Source organism: Thalassotalea sp. PLHSN55 (assembly GCF_052030545.1).
Taxonomy (GTDB): Bacteria; Pseudomonadota; Gammaproteobacteria; order Enterobacterales; family Alteromonadaceae; genus CANMXU01.
Genome location: NZ_JBPDIH010000002.1, coordinates 16,705 through 34,868, shown reverse-complemented (window position 1 = coordinate 34,868; position 18,164 = coordinate 16,705). Strand labels below are relative to the sequence as shown.

Annotated in this window: 14 protein-coding genes; 11 read left to right on the top strand and 3 right to left on the bottom strand. The window is 40.4% G+C overall.

Annotated features, from left to right (window positions below):
* Positions 1-42: 42 nt before the first annotated feature.
* Complete coding sequence (locus ACRRSQ_RS03330) at positions 43-2,388, bottom strand: TonB-dependent receptor (protein WP_440874284.1); 2,346 nt, start codon at positions 2,386-2,388, stop codon at positions 43-45.
* A gap of 305 nt (positions 2,389-2,693) precedes the next feature.
* On the opposite strand from ACRRSQ_RS03330, the gene ACRRSQ_RS03325 reads away from it, so the two are divergent.
* Both ACRRSQ_RS03325 and ACRRSQ_RS03320 read left to right on the top strand, forming a co-directional pair.
* Positions 2,694-2,927 (top strand): hypothetical protein, encoded by a 234-nt coding sequence (locus ACRRSQ_RS03325; RefSeq protein WP_440874283.1) that lies wholly within the window; start codon positions 2,694-2,696, stop codon positions 2,925-2,927.
* A 209-nt stretch (positions 2,928-3,136) separates the two neighbouring features.
* Positions 3,137-5,287 (top strand): TonB-dependent receptor, encoded by a 2,151-nt coding sequence (locus ACRRSQ_RS03320; protein WP_440874282.1) that lies wholly within the window; start codon positions 3,137-3,139, stop codon positions 5,285-5,287.
* A 495-nt stretch (positions 5,288-5,782) separates the two neighbouring features.
* Here the strand turns inward: ACRRSQ_RS03320 and katG are convergent, their stop codons facing one another.
* On the bottom strand, positions 5,783-7,969 hold the full coding sequence (gene katG / locus ACRRSQ_RS03315; RefSeq protein WP_440874281.1) for a catalase/peroxidase HPI: 2,187 nt from the start codon (positions 7,967-7,969) through the stop codon (positions 5,783-5,785).
* A 511-nt stretch (positions 7,970-8,480) separates the two neighbouring features.
* On the opposite strand from katG, the gene ACRRSQ_RS03310 reads away from it, so the two are divergent.
* From ACRRSQ_RS03310 to ACRRSQ_RS03280, 7 genes are all read left to right on the top strand, one after another.
* Entirely contained in the window at positions 8,481-9,050 is a 570-nt protein-coding gene (locus tag ACRRSQ_RS03310; protein ID WP_440874280.1) for a PEP-CTERM sorting domain-containing protein, read from the top strand.
* Between the two features lie 459 nt (positions 9,051-9,509).
* Positions 9,510-9,950, top strand: coding sequence for a hypothetical protein (locus ACRRSQ_RS03305; protein WP_440874279.1), 441 nt, complete (start codon positions 9,510-9,512; stop codon positions 9,948-9,950).
* Between the two features lie 337 nt (positions 9,951-10,287).
* Positions 10,288-10,695, top strand: a complete 408-nt coding sequence (locus ACRRSQ_RS03300) for a DUF6326 family protein (RefSeq protein WP_440874278.1) — start codon at positions 10,288-10,290, stop codon at positions 10,693-10,695.
* A gap of 183 nt (positions 10,696-10,878) precedes the next feature.
* Positions 10,879-11,982, top strand: a complete 1,104-nt coding sequence (locus tag ACRRSQ_RS03295; protein ID WP_440874277.1) for a helix-turn-helix domain-containing protein — start codon at positions 10,879-10,881, stop codon at positions 11,980-11,982.
* Between the two features lie 247 nt (positions 11,983-12,229).
* Entirely contained in the window at positions 12,230-14,278 is a 2,049-nt protein-coding gene (locus tag ACRRSQ_RS03290) for a TonB-dependent siderophore receptor (protein ID WP_440874276.1), read from the top strand.
* Between the two features lie 44 nt (positions 14,279-14,322).
* A complete protein-coding gene (locus tag ACRRSQ_RS03285) occupies positions 14,323-15,483 on the top strand; it encodes a DUF1624 domain-containing protein (protein WP_440874275.1) in 1,161 nt (386 codons plus the stop codon).
* Positions 15,484-15,588: 105 nt separating this feature from the next.
* On the top strand, positions 15,589-15,996 hold the full coding sequence (locus ACRRSQ_RS03280) for a hypothetical protein (protein ID WP_440874274.1): 408 nt from the start codon (positions 15,589-15,591) through the stop codon (positions 15,994-15,996).
* Here ACRRSQ_RS03280 and ACRRSQ_RS03275 read toward each other — a convergent pair.
* Positions 15,946-16,341, bottom strand: coding sequence for a hypothetical protein (locus ACRRSQ_RS03275; RefSeq protein WP_440874273.1), 396 nt, complete (start codon positions 16,339-16,341; stop codon positions 15,946-15,948). The two genes, ACRRSQ_RS03280 and ACRRSQ_RS03275, sit on opposite strands and share 51 nt — an antisense overlap.
* 140 nt (positions 16,342-16,481) lie before the next feature.
* Here ACRRSQ_RS03275 and ACRRSQ_RS03270 point away from each other — a divergent pair, with 140 nt between their 5' ends.
* Together ACRRSQ_RS03270 and ACRRSQ_RS03265 are read left to right on the top strand one after the other, a co-directional pair.
* Complete coding sequence (locus ACRRSQ_RS03270; RefSeq protein ID WP_440874272.1) at positions 16,482-17,288, top strand: RecX family transcriptional regulator; 807 nt, start codon at positions 16,482-16,484, stop codon at positions 17,286-17,288.
* Between the two features lie 170 nt (positions 17,289-17,458).
* The gene (locus ACRRSQ_RS03265) at positions 17,459-18,079 is read left to right on the top strand and encodes a DUF5610 domain-containing protein (protein WP_440874271.1); all 621 of its coding nucleotides are present in this window, start codon (positions 17,459-17,461) and stop codon (positions 18,077-18,079) included.
* The last annotated feature ends 85 nt before the right edge of the window (positions 18,080-18,164 follow it).

Here is an 18,164-nt window from a genome sequence, read left to right as displayed (position 1 = left end):
AAGCTTTGTTACATACAAAGCTTAATTTTTATTTAGCAAACGTTATTCAAAGTTGTAGCTAAACTGCATTGAAATACTGCGGCCTTCTTCTACCCAAATACTGTGAAAACCGGTAGGCATTAATGACATATCAGTGGTAAAGCTTAATGTCGTTTCATCGGTCAAGTTTTTACCTAGCAAGGCTACTTGCCATGTGCCATTAATATCAAGTAGTGAAATACGAGCATTAACTTTGGTATAAGCGTCTTGCTTAGTCCATGGGTTTAAATCAGCACTGGTGTAGTAATCTGATTTATGAAGTAAGTCTAAGCTCGCTTTAAGTTCAAATAAGTCACTAATTTCAGTGTAATATTCTAGTGCCATACTACCAGAAAGGTCAGGCGCAAAAGCGTTAGTTTCACCCGATAAATCACAACTGCCATCTGCTTGGACATTGTCGGAGGTTAACGTTGTGCTAGCAAAACATTTAGCACCGGTAAACTCACCCCATTCAAAGTCTAATAAACCTAAACTACCGGTTAATAACCAGTTATCAGCAAAAGCCCAGCGGCCATCTAGTTCAACGCCTCGTGTAGTCGCTTCTGCACCATTTTTAACAAAGAAACCAGCGTTTCCATCAAATACGGAGGTTTGTAAGTCTTCAAATACCATATTGAAAACAGCAACATTAATATCGGCTAAGCCGTCATCAAGGGTAAACTTAGCGCCGACTTCATATGAAGTTACTGCTTCATCTTCAAACTCAAAACCGTCTAAGCTGTTGTTGTTAGCTCGTGCGTCAAAGCCGCCGGCTTTTGCACCTGTAGAAACAGAGCCATAAAACATCATGTCATCAAGTTTATATTTTAAATTAACTGATGGTGTGAAACTTTTCTCTGTGCGTTCACCCGCTAAATTATGATCCATTATATCAAAATTCCCAGCGACAAACGCAGCCCATTGAGGACCTGTCGGACCGCCTGGAAATACCGGATCAGCATAATCAATAAAGGCCGTATCTGTATTTATATAGTTTGCTTGAAAGTTACGAATACCTTTTTTGTCTTCAATTGAATAACGCAGGCCAGCGGTTAATTCCCATTGTTTTGAAAATTCATAATTAAATTGAGCAAAAGCCGCTTTTGTGTCTGACTCAGTATCAAATTCACGCGCTCCATCTAAAAAGATAGGGTAAACACGATAGACTTCATCATAATCTAATTCGGTTTCTTGGTAATAAAGACCGGCGATATAATTAAATGGACCGTCATAAGCTGAAGTAAAACGAATTTCTTGGCTAATTTGAGTGAAATCTTCAATGCCTAAGTCGCGATAAACGTTATTCAATGCGCCCATATCAGCATCATTGGTTTGATCAAGTAAATAGCTTTGATAACCAGTAATTGAGGTCATCATCACATCGCCCATGTCGTATTCAACATTTAACGTTAAGTGATCCGCTTCAAACGTAGCACGTTCTAGTTCACCAACAGAAGGATCCGCTTTATGAGATTTATCGTCAATTTCATAGTCTTTCAGTAAATCTAAAATGCCACGAATTGGTGCCATTGCTTCTTCCATACCAGGAGCAAAAGCAAGTTCAACTAAATCTGGTGCTACATAAGCCTGACTTGGTGCATAACCTTTGAGCTTGTCTTTATCATGCTGAGCACTAAATATTACATTAATATCGCTGGTTGGCTGCCAAGCTAAGGTTAAACGGGCATTGTAAGTTTCATGTTGTACTTCATCTTCACCGGTTAAGGTATTGGTTTGAAAACCACCACCATCATTTAACTTTAAGGCGATGCGGCCTTGTAAGTTATCAGTTAGTGAATTAGATACTGCACCTTCAACGGTTGTTTCGCCAAAGGTAAAGTCGTAACTAGTATTTATATAACCTTGTAAGTCTTCTGTTGGTTTTGCGCTGGTTAGGTTAAGCGCACCCGCCGTGGTATTTTTGCCAAATAAGGCACTTTGCGGACCACGTAATACTTCAACACGCTCTAAGTCAAAAAAGGCACTACGCATTAAATGGCCTCGGCCACGGTATATGCCGTCAACAAATGTACCTACGGTTTGTTCAAAACCTTGGTTTGCACCTGAGCCTAAACCACGCATAATCACGTTATAGCCTTGGCCAGATTCACTGACTGAAAAGTTAGCTATGTACGCTGAAAGCTCTTCGGTATTGCTAATATTATTCTCTAATAGTTTTTCTTGGTTAACCGCGCTCATAGAAATAGGAACTTCTTTTACGTTCTGAACCCTTTTCTGCGCGGTTACCATGATAACTTCTAAACCACTGTCTTTGTCAGCTGCTTCTTCAGCGTAAACGCCTTGCGAGCCAAGTGTTGTTGCTAATGCCACTGCTAATGCAGTTTTGGTCATTTTTGTTGTAGTACTCATACTTTCCCCTTGCTATAAGGCCGATGTGCCCGTTTATATGCAGAAATTCTTTGATATCTATTTATTATTTGAATCAATGCCTATTTACTAAGTTACTATCAAGGCTACAAGCTAGGCTTGTATTTAAACGCCAATAAGTTGCTTTTTAGCGCCATGAGTACTATTTAGTGATTTAATGGTGTGCAATAAAAATAAATTAAACGTGTCGCATTAGATGAAATAATTTAAATCATAATAAGTGGCTTTTAGTCAAAGTCGTCTTTTCTGCGACATCCACTGATTAGTTCAAAACTAGGTTAGCACTTTTGACCTTAGTTTTTCATAAGGGCTTTTCTGCTCTGCGATACAGTGCCTTCATCCATCAGCGAGAATCATTTAATGCGGTGGTGTTAGAAGGAGCGTTAGCAAGTAAAGGCATGTCGAGCTTTAGTGACAAGAACAGTGCTGATGAAGTAGGTGCATTGCGCGCCTATATTATTCATCGCGCAAATGTCAAAACCCCTAACGATCCTAGCCATGCGCTTAAACAGGTAAGTTGATGAAGTGAAGAGCAAAATGTTTGAATATGTGGGATATGCTAAGTACAAAATAGCTGAGTCTGTTTACTATGCACTGCTGTTTCAAGCATTTGGCATTCAAATATTTAGCATTCAAGTATTTAGTAAGCACTAAAGTAGTTATAAGATGCTCATCGTGAATATCAAAGCGCAAGCCTAGATGACTAATAATAATTAAAATAGGATACAAGATGTTGCCACAATCACCGCTTTCAGTGTTTACATTGGCTTGTTTGTCCATGGTAAATTGCTCTGTATTGGCTGCCATGGAAAAACCTGAAACGACGAAGTTAACTAGTGCTGATGCTGTATCCGAAGTTATTGTCGTAACCGGCAGCCATCAACAGACAAATTTGTTCTCGTTAGCAGGCAATATCGACCGAATTTCAAGTGACGATATTGCCACCGTTGCTGCAGTACACCCTAGTGATATTTTAAACCGAGCAACCGGCGTTCATGTTCAAGCCAATAACGGCATGGAGTCGCTACCTTCGCTGCGCTCTCCTGTGTTAACCGGCCCGGGCGCTGCTGGTGCATTCTTATTTATGGAAGAGGGCATTGCCACCCGCGCAGCAGGTTTTGCTAATAACAATGGTTTGTCTGAGTTAAACCTTGCTCAGGCACAAGAAGTTGAAATTATTCGCGGGCCTGCCAGTGCGATTTATGGCTCAAATGCAGTGCATGGTGTGGTTAACGTGTTAACTAAAGCGCCACACAATGGCGGCGATGTCACTTTTCTTGCGGGGCCAAATCAAAGGTACCAACTGCAAGGCACATTCGGCCGCGAGTCAGATGAGCATGGCGTAAGTGGTAATTTTCAAGCCATTGATGATGGCGGATATCGTGATAATAGCGATTTTACTTCATTAAAGTTAGGCGTACGGCATGATTATGTAAATGGCAATGATCACGTTAAAACGCTAGTTTCTGGTTTTGTGCTTGATCAAAATACCGCAGGGTTTATTTCGTCTAGCGATAATGGCTCATTATGTTACAGCTCAAGTTTCACGGCAGAAAACCTGTATAAAGATCGCCATGCGATGACCAAAAACTGTGACACAGACGCCTATCGAAAATGGTCATCTGTTCGTATCGCAAGCCGTTGGCAACGTCAATTAAATGAGTATAGAAGCTTTACCATCACCCCTTATTTTCGTACGAATCAAATGGAATTTAGGCAACACTATTTGCCATCAAAAGCGATTGAAGAAAATAGTCACTATAGCGTTGGCCTAGCTAATCGATACCACTGGCAGGTGCATGAAAATCTTGCTTTAGTGACGGGCATTGACCTTGAATGGACAGATGGTGAATTAACCCAAACCCAGCAACAGCCAGACACTTATAGTTGGGGTAAAGCGCGCCAACAGGGCCTTCATTATGATTATAATGTTTCTGCTTCAACGCTTGCGCCTTATCTTCAGGCCGATTGGCAGTTAAGCGCAAAGCTTAAATTTACCGGCAGTGTGCGTTTTGATGCAACCCAATATCGATATGATAATTTACTTACTGATGGCACAAGCAAAGCTGACGGTAGCGCGTGTGTAAATAATAACAACGAGCCAATTGAGTGTTTATTTAAACGACCAGAAGACAGTAATGATAACTTTGACAATACCAGTACCAAGTTAGGTTTTAATTATCGCCTTAATAATAATATCGCCTTTTTTGGCGCTTGGTCGCAAGGTTTTAGAGCGCCACAAGCCACAGATATGTATCGGTTACAAAAACAGCAAGAAATCGGTGAGATAAAGTCAGAACAACTTGATAGCGCAGAGCTTGGTTTGCGTGGCGCAAGCGCTAAATTAACCTATGAAGCGGTTGTCTATTCGATGACTAAAAATAATTTCTTTTTTCGTGATGCTGACGGCTTAAATGTGACTGATGGTAAAACCTCTCATACTGGTCTTGAATTAAGCGTTAATTATGATTTTACTGAACAGTTAAGGCTTGGCGTAAATTATAGTTATGGCCAACATGAGTATGCATTTAACCAAGCAAGTAGTGGCATTGTTAAAGGCAATGATGTTGATACAGCGCCAGAGCAATTAGCCAATATTCGTTTTATTTGGCAACCCACTGATGATAGTCAGCTTGAATTGGAATGGTTGCATATGGGGGAGTATTATTTAGATCCTGCTAATGAGCATGACTACGCAGGGCATGATTTATTGCAACTTAGAGGTTCTACGCAGTTAAATAACAGCGTCCGTTTATTTGCGCGAATTGAAAACCTTACCGATGAAAAATATGCCAGTCGCGCGGATTATGCTTTTGGGTCGTATCGTTTTTTTGGCGGCCAACCTCGGGCACTTCACCTTGGTGCGTCAGTTATTTTTTAAGCAAGAACAAAGCAAAGTGTCAGGTAAATTGAATAGCAAACTAATTAGCAAACCTCAACAGGTTAGTAAAACTGAACTGAAGCTAGAGCGTGTTGACCTTTGGTGTATGTTTTTGCAGCGAATTGTTTGCCATTTATACAAGGTAGAGCGATTGTGGTGTAGTTATTCTACATAAATGAGTGATAAAGACTTTATGCTCCTGCAAAGTCACCTTACCCCACATCCATGTGGGGCAACGCAGTAGAAATGGCAAACAAACGCTGTCCGAAGGATCCATTTAAACGCTTCCTGCTCTTTGTTACTAACTTTAGACGTACGACTCAAGGGATTGAGGAGGTAGGGCGACGTTTGGAACCAAAGCCGAGAACCACTATGCCTTCAAGTTAGTGCCGCGATCAGAAAACGTTTAAATCGGACAAAATTCATACCACAAAGATCAACACGCTCTAATGAAAAAGGCAGCGATTGCTGCCTTTGTAGAACCAAAGCTGATGATTATTTTAGATCGTAACGATCAAGTTCCATCACTTTAACCCATGCGTTAACGAAGTCGTTAACAAACTTTTCTTTTGCATCAGCGCTTGCATAAACTTCTGAAATAGCACGTAATTCAGAGTTTGAACCAAAGGCTAAATCAACACTTGTTGCTGACCATTTTTGCTCACCTGTTGCTCTATCTGCGCCAACAAAGTGATGCTTTTTACTGTCTTGAGTCCATTTGGTGCTAATATCCAACAAGTTAACAAAATAATCATTCGTCAATGCGCCACTGTTCTTAGTTAAAATGCCTAAGTCGCTTTGCTCAAAGTTAACATTAATTGCGCGTAGGCCACCAATTAACACAGTTAATTCCGGTGCAGTTAGGCTCAGTAAATGGGCTTTATCAAGCAATACTTCTTCAGGCGAAATTGCTGCCTCTGTCGGTATATAGTTTCTAAAACCGTCAACTTTAGCTTCTAATACTGAAAACGACTCAGCATCGGTTTGTGCTTGTGTGGCATCAGTGCGACCTGCATTAAATGGCACGTCGATATCAACTCCAGCGGCTTTTGCAGCTTGTTCAACCGCAACGTTGCCGGCGAGTACAATAAGATCAGCAAGTGAAACCACTTTATCACCGTCTTTAAAACTTGCAGCAATGGCTGAAAGTTTAGATAACACGTTAGCTAGTTGCGTTGGTTGGTTAACTTGCCAGTCTTTTTGCGGCGCTAAGGCGATTCTAGCCCCGTTTGCACCGCCACGTTTATCTGATTGGCGATAAGTAGAAGCTGACGACCATGCAGTGTATGCCATTTCAGAAATACTTAAATCTGAATCAGCCAGTTGTTGCTTCAATAAGGCAATGTCACTGTCAGTTAGTTGATAAGTTGAAGCTGGAACAGGGTCTTGCCAAATTAATGTTTCTGTTGGCACTTCTTCGCCTAAATAGCACGCTTTTGGTCCCATATCTCGGTGGGTTAATTTAAACCAAGCTCGTGCAAAAGCATCAGCGAATTGGTCTGGATTTTCATGGAATCGTTTTGAGATAGGGCCATAAATTGGGTCCATTCTCATTGCCATATCTGCGGTGGTCATGATCGTGGTCACTTTTTTCGATTCGTCATGTGCACTTGGCGCTAAATGTTCATCACTTGGACTTACCGGTACCCATTGCCAAGCGCCTGCTGGGCTTTTAACAAGATCCCAGTCGTAGCCAAATAATACATCAAAATAACCCATGTCCCACTGGGTTGGGTTGGCTGTCCAAGCGCCTTCAATACCACTGGTTATGGTATCGTTGCCGCTGCCTGAACCATGTGAACTTATCCAACCTAAGCCCATTTCTTCAAGCGCAGCGGCTTCGGGTTCAGGTCCTACATGAGCGGCATCACCGGCACCATGACATTTACCAAATGTATGACCACCCGCAATTAAGGCAACCGTTTCTTCGTCATTCATCGCCATGCGAGCAAAGGTTTCACGAATATCTTTACCTGACGCTATGGCGCTAGGTTCGCCATTTGGACCTTCTGGATTAACGTAAATAAGCCCCATTTCAACCGCGGCTAATGGGTTTTCTAAATCGCGTTCACCGCTGTAACGATCATCGGTTAACCATTTTGTTTCAGCGCCCCAGTAAATATCTTCTTCTGGTTGCCAAACGTCAGCTCTACCGCCGCCAAAACCAAACGTTGGCAGCCCCATAGACTCAATCGCACAGTTACCGGCTAAGATCATTAGGTCTGCCCAAGAAATTGCTTTGCCGTATTTCTGTTTAATTGGCCATAACAGTCTTCTGGCTTTATCTAAATTGCCGTTATCCGGCCAGCTATTTAAAGGCGCAAATCGTTGCGTACCTGTTGATGCACCACCTCGGCCATCGCCGGTGCGGTAGGTACCAGCACTGTGCCATGCCATACGAATAAATAATGGCCCATAATGGCCATAGTCTGCTGGCCACCAATCTTGAGAGTCAGTCATTAAGTCATATAGGTCATGCTTTAATGCTTGCAAGTCGAGTTTGTTGAATGCTTCAGCGTAATCAAACCCTTCATCCATTGGATCTGATTTTTGATCATTCTGGCGGAGAATTTTTAAATTAAGCTGCTCAGGCCACCAATCCATATTTTTTGTGCCATGTCCTCCCATTTGAGTATTACTACCATGAACGAATGGACATTTACCTTCTGATTTGTTGCTCATATGATTCCTCTATTGAATCTGCAATGAATATAAAAAATATAGTTAAAAATTTCGTTTTTACGAACTATCATTTCTTGAATTGGTTGACCAAAAGCCCTTTGCTATTGCACCAACGCCATATATTAGAAATGCATGGGAACTGTTAAATCATCTGTCTTGAATGTAGCAACTGCGGTGGCTCTGCTCAATTGATACCACGTTATAAAAGTGTAATGAGTATCGGCAAAATTTAATGGATGAGCTTGGCTAATGGCTGACGAATTAATGAAGGCGAAAGTAGGGCGATTTATACAAGTAAATTAAAGCTGCCTAAAAAATGCTATGTGTTTGAAAACTCGATGTTATGCAAATGCTTATAGTTAACTGTCGGCTTTTTTTACGGTCCTTGTTGTTTAGCTTAATAAAGAGAGGGGAAGTCGTTGCAACTTACAGTTATAAAACGAAAAAAATAATGAGGCACATATATTGCTTTTGTTACATAAATAATAGTTTTACGAAAATAAGGGATTTTATGAAGAATTTAGGTAAATGTTTAGTCGCGTTATTTATGCTTGCGTCAACACAAGCAAATGCAGGTATTATCTTCGATTTTTATTGGACAGGTGATATGTCGGAAGATTCAAGCATTACAGCTAGCTTCGACAATACATTAAGAGCAACAGGTACCATTGAAATTGACGCCGTCGCGGGTTCATCTTTTAGCTTTGCGGATGTTGTTTCAACCAATATATCGGTTACTGGCGACACCATAACTGACTTTCTCGTCACTTCATGGTCGAGCATAGGTGGTGACGTAAGTTTAGACGGTCAAAGCGTTTCTTTAACCTCTGCTGGTAATACATTTAGTGTTGTTGGAACTAACTATTTTGGTTGTTACTGGGTTGGCTGTGGGGGTTCAAATCCTGATAATGGTTTATGGGCAGGGCAAAGCGGCGATCAATTGGTTGAATACAATTCGCAAGCCAGTGCGTTAGCTGCGTACCGTATAACAGCACCTTCATCGGTTCCAGAGCCTTCATCGTTATTACTTATATTCGCAGGTCTTGCTGGTTTAGGTTTTAATAGACGCCGTAAACAGTAAGTTTTAGGCTTTTTAACCTAAAAATATCAAACAGTAATTAAAGAGGCGGATCAGAAATGATTCGCCTTTTTTGTTGATAGGCTATATTCTTGCCGCGAATTTCACAGAAACCTTCATTGCTGACAATTAAAATATAGCTTTCTAATAACAATGAATTACAGTTGATTTGTACCGTTTTAGCTATTGTATACCTACTTTCAGAGTAGGCTTGAACCGGCCTGCCTAGCTTTCATTTTATTTACAAAGTAGTTACAAAGCACTAAGCTATACGTTGGGAAGGTTACTGGTAGTTAGATTGTTTAACAAATAATCAATTCACGCTTTTTAAGGTGATTGGTGAATATTTGGTATGAACATCTGAGCTATTAGCAAGGTTCAATTCTAAAGGAGTAGACAACATTTTTTGATTTTTAATATATATAGTTTGAAGTGATTTTTCAGGCTAGTGAGAATAGAATTATGGCAGTTCACCCGCACGCTACAGGTGGTTATCGGGCCTATAAAAAAATCAATGGTATTGAGTATCAACTTTATGCCAAAGATGAAAACAAGGCTTTAGCGTTACAAAGTCAACTCGACAAAAAAAAGCGCGAGCTTTCAAGTTTACGTTCCCCTCAATATTTTTGTCCTAATGATAAATTAACCGGTATCGGCATTCGCTATTTAACGGCGAAGAAAAGCATCGTGCTTATTGCGCAATTTACGGTTAATGGTAAACAGGTTAAACGACAAAAAACATACAAAGGTCGTTTTGAACAACTTTGGCAGTTTGCAATAGCCCAATGGCGCGCGCACTTTAATATTGATACGCAAGACTACATTGATATGACGCCACAAATTAAGAAAGCCAAACGCCAATACATTCAAGAATTAGGTCTGTTAGAAGAGCGTATTAAATAATTTTGAATAAAAGCTACCGTTTTAATTTTAAGAATTCCCGTTCATGCTGAGCTTGTCGAAGCAAAGCAAAACAGGGCTGATTAATGGGCGATCCTTTTTCTACTTCTTCTACTCCTAGGGAATTATTTAAATTTTTCTTCACTAGATACATACCATTAATAGCAGCACCGATAAATTCCTTCTTCGAATAAGCCTGACGGGAAAAAACACAACTTTTTCAAAAATAAGTCAATTAATACGTTCGAATATGCCCATTAATACGTAAACATCCCTTAATTTATGTACCTTTGCTCTTAAATCGAGTTATTAAAACAAACAACATAAAAAGAGGAATATAATGAAGATGTTTCAATTTACGGGTGATCGCGCAAGCTTGCTGTCGCTACTTTGGATCTACTTAACGGTGAATTACATTTATTGTGATGTGTTTATTTTGCACGATGCTAAATACCTAAAAGCGTTTTTATCGGGCAATGTTGGCAACATGAACATCACCGAAGAGTTTTTATTAATGTTCTCGATGATCATGCAAATTCCAATGATCATGATTGTTTTGTCAAAGTGTTTAACATTCCCCTTCAATAAATACTTTAATCTTGTTGCCGGAATTATTACCACGTCAGTGCAAACCTTCACCGTGATAATGGGCGGCACTCTTTATTATATGTTTTTCAGCTTTTTTGAAATTGCTACCGGCTTATTGATTATTTATTTAGCCGCGACATGGAAACAAGAAACAGCATAATAGTTTTTCTTGTTATTGCGCCAAGCGATCAATAACACCGGCTAAACAGAAAAGGGCAAGGTTACCCGTTTGCTGAACTATAGATTCAAAAACTATTTAACTTTATAATCATTTTAGTTACAAAATCACTCAGCCTTTGGTAATTGCATGGTCGCCGTTTTTTCTACAGTTTTGTATTCCTGCATGATAGGAATGACAACCATCGCGCTCTTAGAGGTATTTCAACGACCAAACGAGCGACAAAACCTTTTTCTAAAAGGTTTGCTGCTGTTATTACTTATTCATTTAGCTGGCGAGTTATTTATTTCTTCTGGGGCTTATGCCTATGCGCCTGCCTTAGCGGGCTTGCAATTTCCGTTTAGAGTATTGCTCGGGCCTGCGCTGTATTTTTATGCGCATGCCACTATGTCGCCTGACGCCAAAATTAATAAGCGGCTTAAAGCATTGGCAGTCTCAGGCCCCATTTTAGTGATTTTGGCGATGCTACCTTTTATGTTGTTAATAACGTCTGAAGAGAAGTTGGCACTCGCTAACCCACTCACCAGAGACCCGCAGCTTTGGCAAATTGCGCTACTGACATGTCTTTTCGCTACCATACTATTTATTGCCTTTACTGTAATATTTCTCTTATTGGCGTTGAAGCTTCATCGAGATCATCGCCAGCAATTAATGGAGCGTTTTTCTGAAATTGAACAGCGTTCGTTAGGCTGGTTTAGCACAGTGCTGATTATTTGGGGCGCGGTATGGTTAATGTATGCGGTTGAGTTTTTCCTCAATGCCCTTGGTTGGTTTTGGTTTGGCTCGGGTAAGTTATTGCCGGTATTTGAAGCTATTGGCTTAGCTATTTTTATACAAAAAGCGTTACGTCAAAAAGTGCTGAAAGCGGCAGACAAAGCCTTACCTCGTGCTAGTCAACCTCGCACGGCGATACTGAGCGATGAAAAAATGCAACTTATTGCGGCGAAGCTTGAACATGCCATGACCGAAGATAAGTTATTTTTGCAAGAAAACTTATCCCTTAACAAGTTATCCGTATCTATAGCAGAAACTGAAAATCATATTTCAGAAACCCTGTCGCAATTTTTAAATACCAAGTTTTTCCAGTTCGTAAATGGCTTTAGGGTGGAAGAGGCGAAGAAGGCGTTGCAAAATACCGACAAACTCATTATCAATATCGCCTACGATGTAGGATTTAACTCTAAATCAACCTTTAATACCGCATTCAAAAAAGTGGTCGGTCACAGCCCATCTGCCTATCGAAATTTATTGCTAGAGCATAAGCAATAACAAGCATCATTAATTACCGCTACGTTAAAAGTTAAGCCAATTTTTGCTTAAGTGCATAGCGTTGACCTTTATCTATTAAAATCATTTTTTCAATTCATTTAGTTAAATAATTGTTATGTTATAACATAACGTATATCATCTTGTGCAAATTTTAGTGGTAAGGGATGAAACTTTGTATAACAACACAATAAAAAAGAGTAAAAGCGCAATAGCCGTTTTGCTCCCTAGCTTGATATCAGCACAAGCTATGGCAGAAGATAACGCACTAGATAACATTGAAAAAATTGAAGTTATTAGCCATAAACAAGCCTACCGAGGCAATGTCTCAATTAAAGAACTTCCGCAAGCTGTTAAGGTAATTTCCACCGAGAAACTTACTGGTATGGGAATTTCAAACTTTCAAACGGCACTTAGTCTCGACAGCAGTTTAGCGCGTCAAAATAATTTTGGTGGCTTATGGGAAAGCTTTGCTATACGTGGCTTTTCGGGTGATGAAAACCTGCCATCAGCGTATTTAATTAATGGTTTTAGTGCCGGCCGTGGTTATAGCGGCTTAAGAGATACCTCAAATATTGAAGCTATTGAGGTATTAAAAGGTCCTGCGTCAGCGCTTTATGGCCGAGGCGAGCCAGGCGGTACAGTTAATATTATTACCAAAAAGCCACAATTTGATCAGCAAGGTTATATTACACTTACTGCAGGTGAAGATGCTTATCAACGTTTTGAAGGTGATTATACTAACGGGATTAGTGATAATATCGCATTTAGAATTAATGGCGCCCACGAAACTTCAGACAGTTTTAGGCATACCGTAGAAAGTCAAAAAACAGCGTTAACGCCGTCTATATTTGCCAAGCTAAGTGATTCGACAACGCTGACTTATGAACTTGAATATGTCGACCAAGAAATACCGTTTGATCGCGGCATACCGGTATTACCAGGTGTTGATATTCCAAAAGAAAACTTCTTCGGTGAGCCAAGTGATGGCCCGATGAATGTAGATGCTATGGGGCATCAGCTTAGTTTGCAGCATCAAATTAATACTGACTGGTCTGTATCATTTGGTGCCGGTTATAGAGATTCGTCGTTAGAAGGCTACTCGTCTGAAATTGAATTATCCCCGGGCAGACAATTACTTTATGTTGACGGTGAAACGGTTAGCCGCCAACGACGTTTCCGCGACTACGACGCAAAAGATGCTTCTTTAAGAGCCGAACTTAGCGGCTTTTTTAGTGCGTTTGGCGCGCAGCATAATGTTTTAATTGGCGCAGACGGCTACGACTATGAATTACATTCAATTCAAGAAAGATGGCGTACCGCGTGGGGCAGTGGTGATGCCACTTATTCAATTAATGCATACAATCCTGTTTACGGGCAAACAGCCCCTGCCACCTCGCCAACACAGGATAATCTTGAAAAACAAAAGGCTTTTGGGCTGTATTTGCAAGATCAAATGGCGTTAACTCAACGGGTTAATTTACTAGTTGGCGTGCGTTTTGATGAATTCGAGCAAGACCTTATTAATAACTTTAACGGCACGTTAGTTAGCCAGTCAAAGTCTGAGGTAAATCCAAGAATTGGCGTTTCATATGACATGGATAACGGCGTTAGTATTTACTCAAATTATGCTGAAGGTTTTAGACCAAACACCGGGGCAGATGTAAACAATAATGCTTTTGAACCTGAAAAAAGCGAATCGATAGAAGCGGGTGTTAAATGGTCAGTGTTTAATGAAGCCTTTAGCGGAACCTTAGCGGTATTTAAAACCGAAAAATCTAACATATTAACCGCAGATCCGGTTAATTCTGGATTCTCTACTGCCTTAGGTGAAGCGCAAAGTTCTGGCATAGAGCTTGACTCGCAATTTAATATTACCGATAACACGGTATTAGATGTCAGTTATACCTATATCGACGCGCATACCTTAAACGATATGACCAACCCCGATTGGGGCGTTGATATTCCTGCGAACAGCCAGTTAATTAATGTTCCTAAACATACGCTTAATATGTCGTTGACTCACTTTACGGAACTAGCCGATAAAAACGTATTATTTGGCGGGCATGTATTGAGCGTGAGCGAGCGTTTAGGTGAAACCATTGATCCAACTTATAAGCTACCTAGTTATACAATTGTGAATTTATTCGGTACGCTAGACATTAACGATAAGGTAACACTTCAGGCTAGCGTCGAAAATTTATTTGATGAAGACTATTTCGCTAATTCCTATTCGGCTTTGTGGACCATGCCCGGGCAACCAAGGCGTGTTAAAGCAAGCATTAGCTATATTTTTTAAGTAACCCTAACGAAAAATGCCTCGCAAGAGGCATTGAATAAAAGATGACAGACAATAAAACTACCCGAATTGCTTCTATTGATATTCTTCGCGGATTTGTAATTTTACTTATGCTGGTTGATCACGTTCGCGAGCGCTTCTTTTTGCATAAGCAAGTGTTCGATCCGATGGACATCAACACCACAGATCCTGAATTATTTTTTACCCGTTTAAGTGCTCACCTGTGTGCGCCGATTTTTGTTTTTCTTACCGGCATGTCTGCTTGGTTATACGCCAACCCTCGCAGTGGTGTTAAACGTTCAGCGCAAAGTTTCTTACTTAAACGTGGCCTTATATTAATTTTATTAGAAGTTACCTTGATCAATTTTTCTTGGTTTGGCGCCTATCATACTGTGTATTTACAAGTTATTTGGGCGATTGGCTTAAGCATGATAGCGCTTGCGGGTGCGGCTTACTTACCGCGTTTTTGGCTTATTTTTATTGGGCTAGCGATTGTTGTTGGTCATAATTTATTATCGCCGATTGAATTTCGCCCTGATGAGCTCAGTTATAGTATTTGGACGATATTGCACGATCGTGGCTTTCTTGTGACCGGCGCTTTAGTGAATGTAAAAGTATCGTATCCCGTACTGCCTTGGATTGGCGTGATTATGCTAGGTTACGCGGTTGGGCCGTTATTTTCTTCACGTTTTAATGCTGCTGAGCGCAAATCAATATTACTGAAAGCTGGCGTGAGTTTATTGGCGTTATTATGTGTATTGCGCGGTTTTAATATTTACGGTGAAACACTCGACTGGGCTCAGCAATCTAGCTTTTTGCTGACCGTTATGGACTTTTTCAACTACACCAAGTATCCGCCATCACTTAACTTTTTATTGTTTGCTCTTGGTATTGGCGCGTTAACATTAGCCTGGCTAGAAACCGCAAAAGGGGCTTGGTTACATAAAGTGAATACCTTAGGCTCTGCGCCAATGTTCTTTTATATTTTGCACTTGTACGCGCTACTTATTATTTACTCATTTAGCTACTTTATTTGGGGACCTAATACTTTTTATGGCAGTGAGCAACAGGGGTATTTTGCCTTTGAATATATTTGGCAAGTTTGGCTTTTTTCTGCGCTATTAGTTTTGGCGCTTTATTGGCCCTGTAAAAAGTTTGCTGAGTTTAAACGGGCAACCGATATGAAATGGGTAAAATATTTCTAAGAAGACTCGCTTCGTTCACCATGTGAGTATTTAAAAAGGCTGACGTTTATATCGTTATTGACGTCACTTTTTTGTATTACTTTTCCCCTAGTTAGGTGTATGGTAATGAATATAAAAGATTTATATTCATTACTTTTCAAAGGGGAGCGTATGAGCCAAGCTAAAGGTTTTATTGTTTCAATTATTGCTGTTATTACCGTTTTTGTTATTTCAGCCGTGGCCGGTGGTATGTTGGCAGATTTGGCCGGTGTTTGGAAAAAGCCTTTTATTGGCTCTTTTGCCGCTTTTTGCGTTGTGCTTACCGGCTATTTTACCGCGCCAAAATATAAGCAAACTGCCGCAGCTATTTGGCTTGCTGTTGGCGCAATTGCCGCGTGGTATTTATCAAATACTTCCCCTTATCCAGAAGACAAACCTACTCTTATCCCGTTATACGCGACTTACGCAAGTGGTATTGTTGCCTTAGTTATTTGCATGCTGTGGCATAAAAAACGGGAAAACCGGGGTCGGTGACAAAAAAAGAAGAAAGAGAGGAATCGGGTTGGCCATTTTTATAAATGTCACCGACCCCTTTTTTTCCTTTTTTTCCTTAACGAGACGAAACACTGGGGTCGGTGACAAAAAAAGAAGGAAGAAAGTAATCGGGTTGGCCATTTTTAAAAATGTCACCGACCCCCTTTTTTCCTTAACGAGACGAAACACTGGGGTCGGTGACAAAAAAGAAGAAAGAGAGGAGTCGGGTTGGCCATTTTTAAAAATGTCACCGACCCCTTTTTTTTTAACGAGACGAAACACTGGGGTCGGTGACAAAAAAAGAAGAAAGAGAGGAGTCGGGTTGGCCATTTTTAAAAATGTCACCGACCCCCTTTCATTTCCTTTTCTTCGCCCCTTTTTTTCGTGATGAGTTGATGGAAAATCATTTAATTGTTGCAAAGCTTTTATCAACCAGCACTGTTTTGCTAAACTGCTCTCGTTCTTTTTCTTAACGACATCTTTTTATGCAAAATAAGCCACTTCGACAAGCTAAAACGATTGAAAATGTTTTCAATAGTGCTTATTGGCATCTTGCCCAGCAAGACTATACCATTGATGAAATTCGCACCAAATTAACCCGAAAAACAGAAAATGTTGAATGGGTTGAAACCGTTATCGAAAACTTTATTACCAATGGCTATTTAAAGAGCAATTTTGATTTTGCAGTGCGTTATTGCGAACTGGCATTTAGTCGTGAAATAGGCCGCAATGCGATTAAACGAAAATTACAGTTGCGCGGAATTTCCGAAGCTGACGTCGAAAGCGCACTTGAACAAGTGATGGATGAACAAAACATTAACTTGTTGGCAATGGCGACATCTCGGCTGTTAAACAAGTATGAAAACTTTGCCAATACCGACAAAGAAAAAGTGTATTCGCAAATGATGACTAAAGGCTTTACACGTGCAGAAACAGAGCACGCCTTATCACAGCATCCACAGCGAGAAACCTTGCGCAGTAAACTTGCTATTAAAGCTGAAAAATCTGATCTGAAAACTGAAATTATTAAATTATTTAAGAAAGGCAAAGGTAAAAACTTTATTTTGCAAGATCTCAAACAGCGGCTAATTGATGTCAGTGATTTTGATGATGCCGTGTATCAATTGGCTTTAAACGACGAGGTTGATTTTTACCAAAGCTGTAAAGCTGAGTTAGACAAAAAGCGCTTTGATTTATCCGACTACAAAGAAAAATCAAAAGCTTACGCTTACTTGTCACGCAAAGGTTTTGATAGTGATGAAATTAAATCGGCAATGACGTTAGACGAATAATTACTTATCTTTGACCATGATAAAATGTGGTGCGTAAATAGATTTCACTCACGGCTGTTTTCGACGGTCGCAAACAAATAGCTATATTGGAACTATATAAGGCATAAAGCTTGAGTTATCGGTTTATCCGCCGATACTTAATAGATGGGCACAGCTTTTAAGGTATCGACATGACATCTCCGATTCAAGCCAGTAATTCGACTCAAGCCAACAATTCAACTCAAGCCAGCAATGCAGTTTCAGCAAGCAATTCAACGTTAGCGAATGCATCAGATAAAACTGCGGCTAACGCAGATAATCAGCAAAGTGAGTCGCTAGCGGTCAGCCAAAAAAAACAGCTTAATGCCGCTATTATCGAGTCGACCCTTAAGTTTAGTCATTCCGAAAGTAGTGAAGGGCTGGCGTTAATGCTAAAAACCGCACTAGAAGGCATTAATGAAGCGCTTGGCGAAGCGGGTATTGAAACCAGCGGTGAAAAAAGTGTTTATGATGCTGGCATCGATTTTAGCCCAGAAGCGACCGCCGAGCGTATTGTCGCCTTTAGCACAAAGTTTATAAGCGCTTATCAAGCGCAGCACCCAGATATGAGTGAACAAGACTCGGTAAGTACCTTTGTCGACATAATTACTGGTGGCATCGATACCGGTTTTTCAGAAGCCAAAGAAGTGCTTGGCGGTTTAAATGTGCTTGAAGGGGAAATTGCAGACAACATCGGCAAAACCTATGCGTTGGTACAACAAGGGTTGCAGGCATTTTCACAGAGCTTTATACAGAGCGAACAAAATGAGTAATAAATAACTCAAAGCCATCAATGCTCGCTCGTCGACACCAGTATTTAAATTTCATTTAACCAAAGAGAGATTACTCTCATTCTAC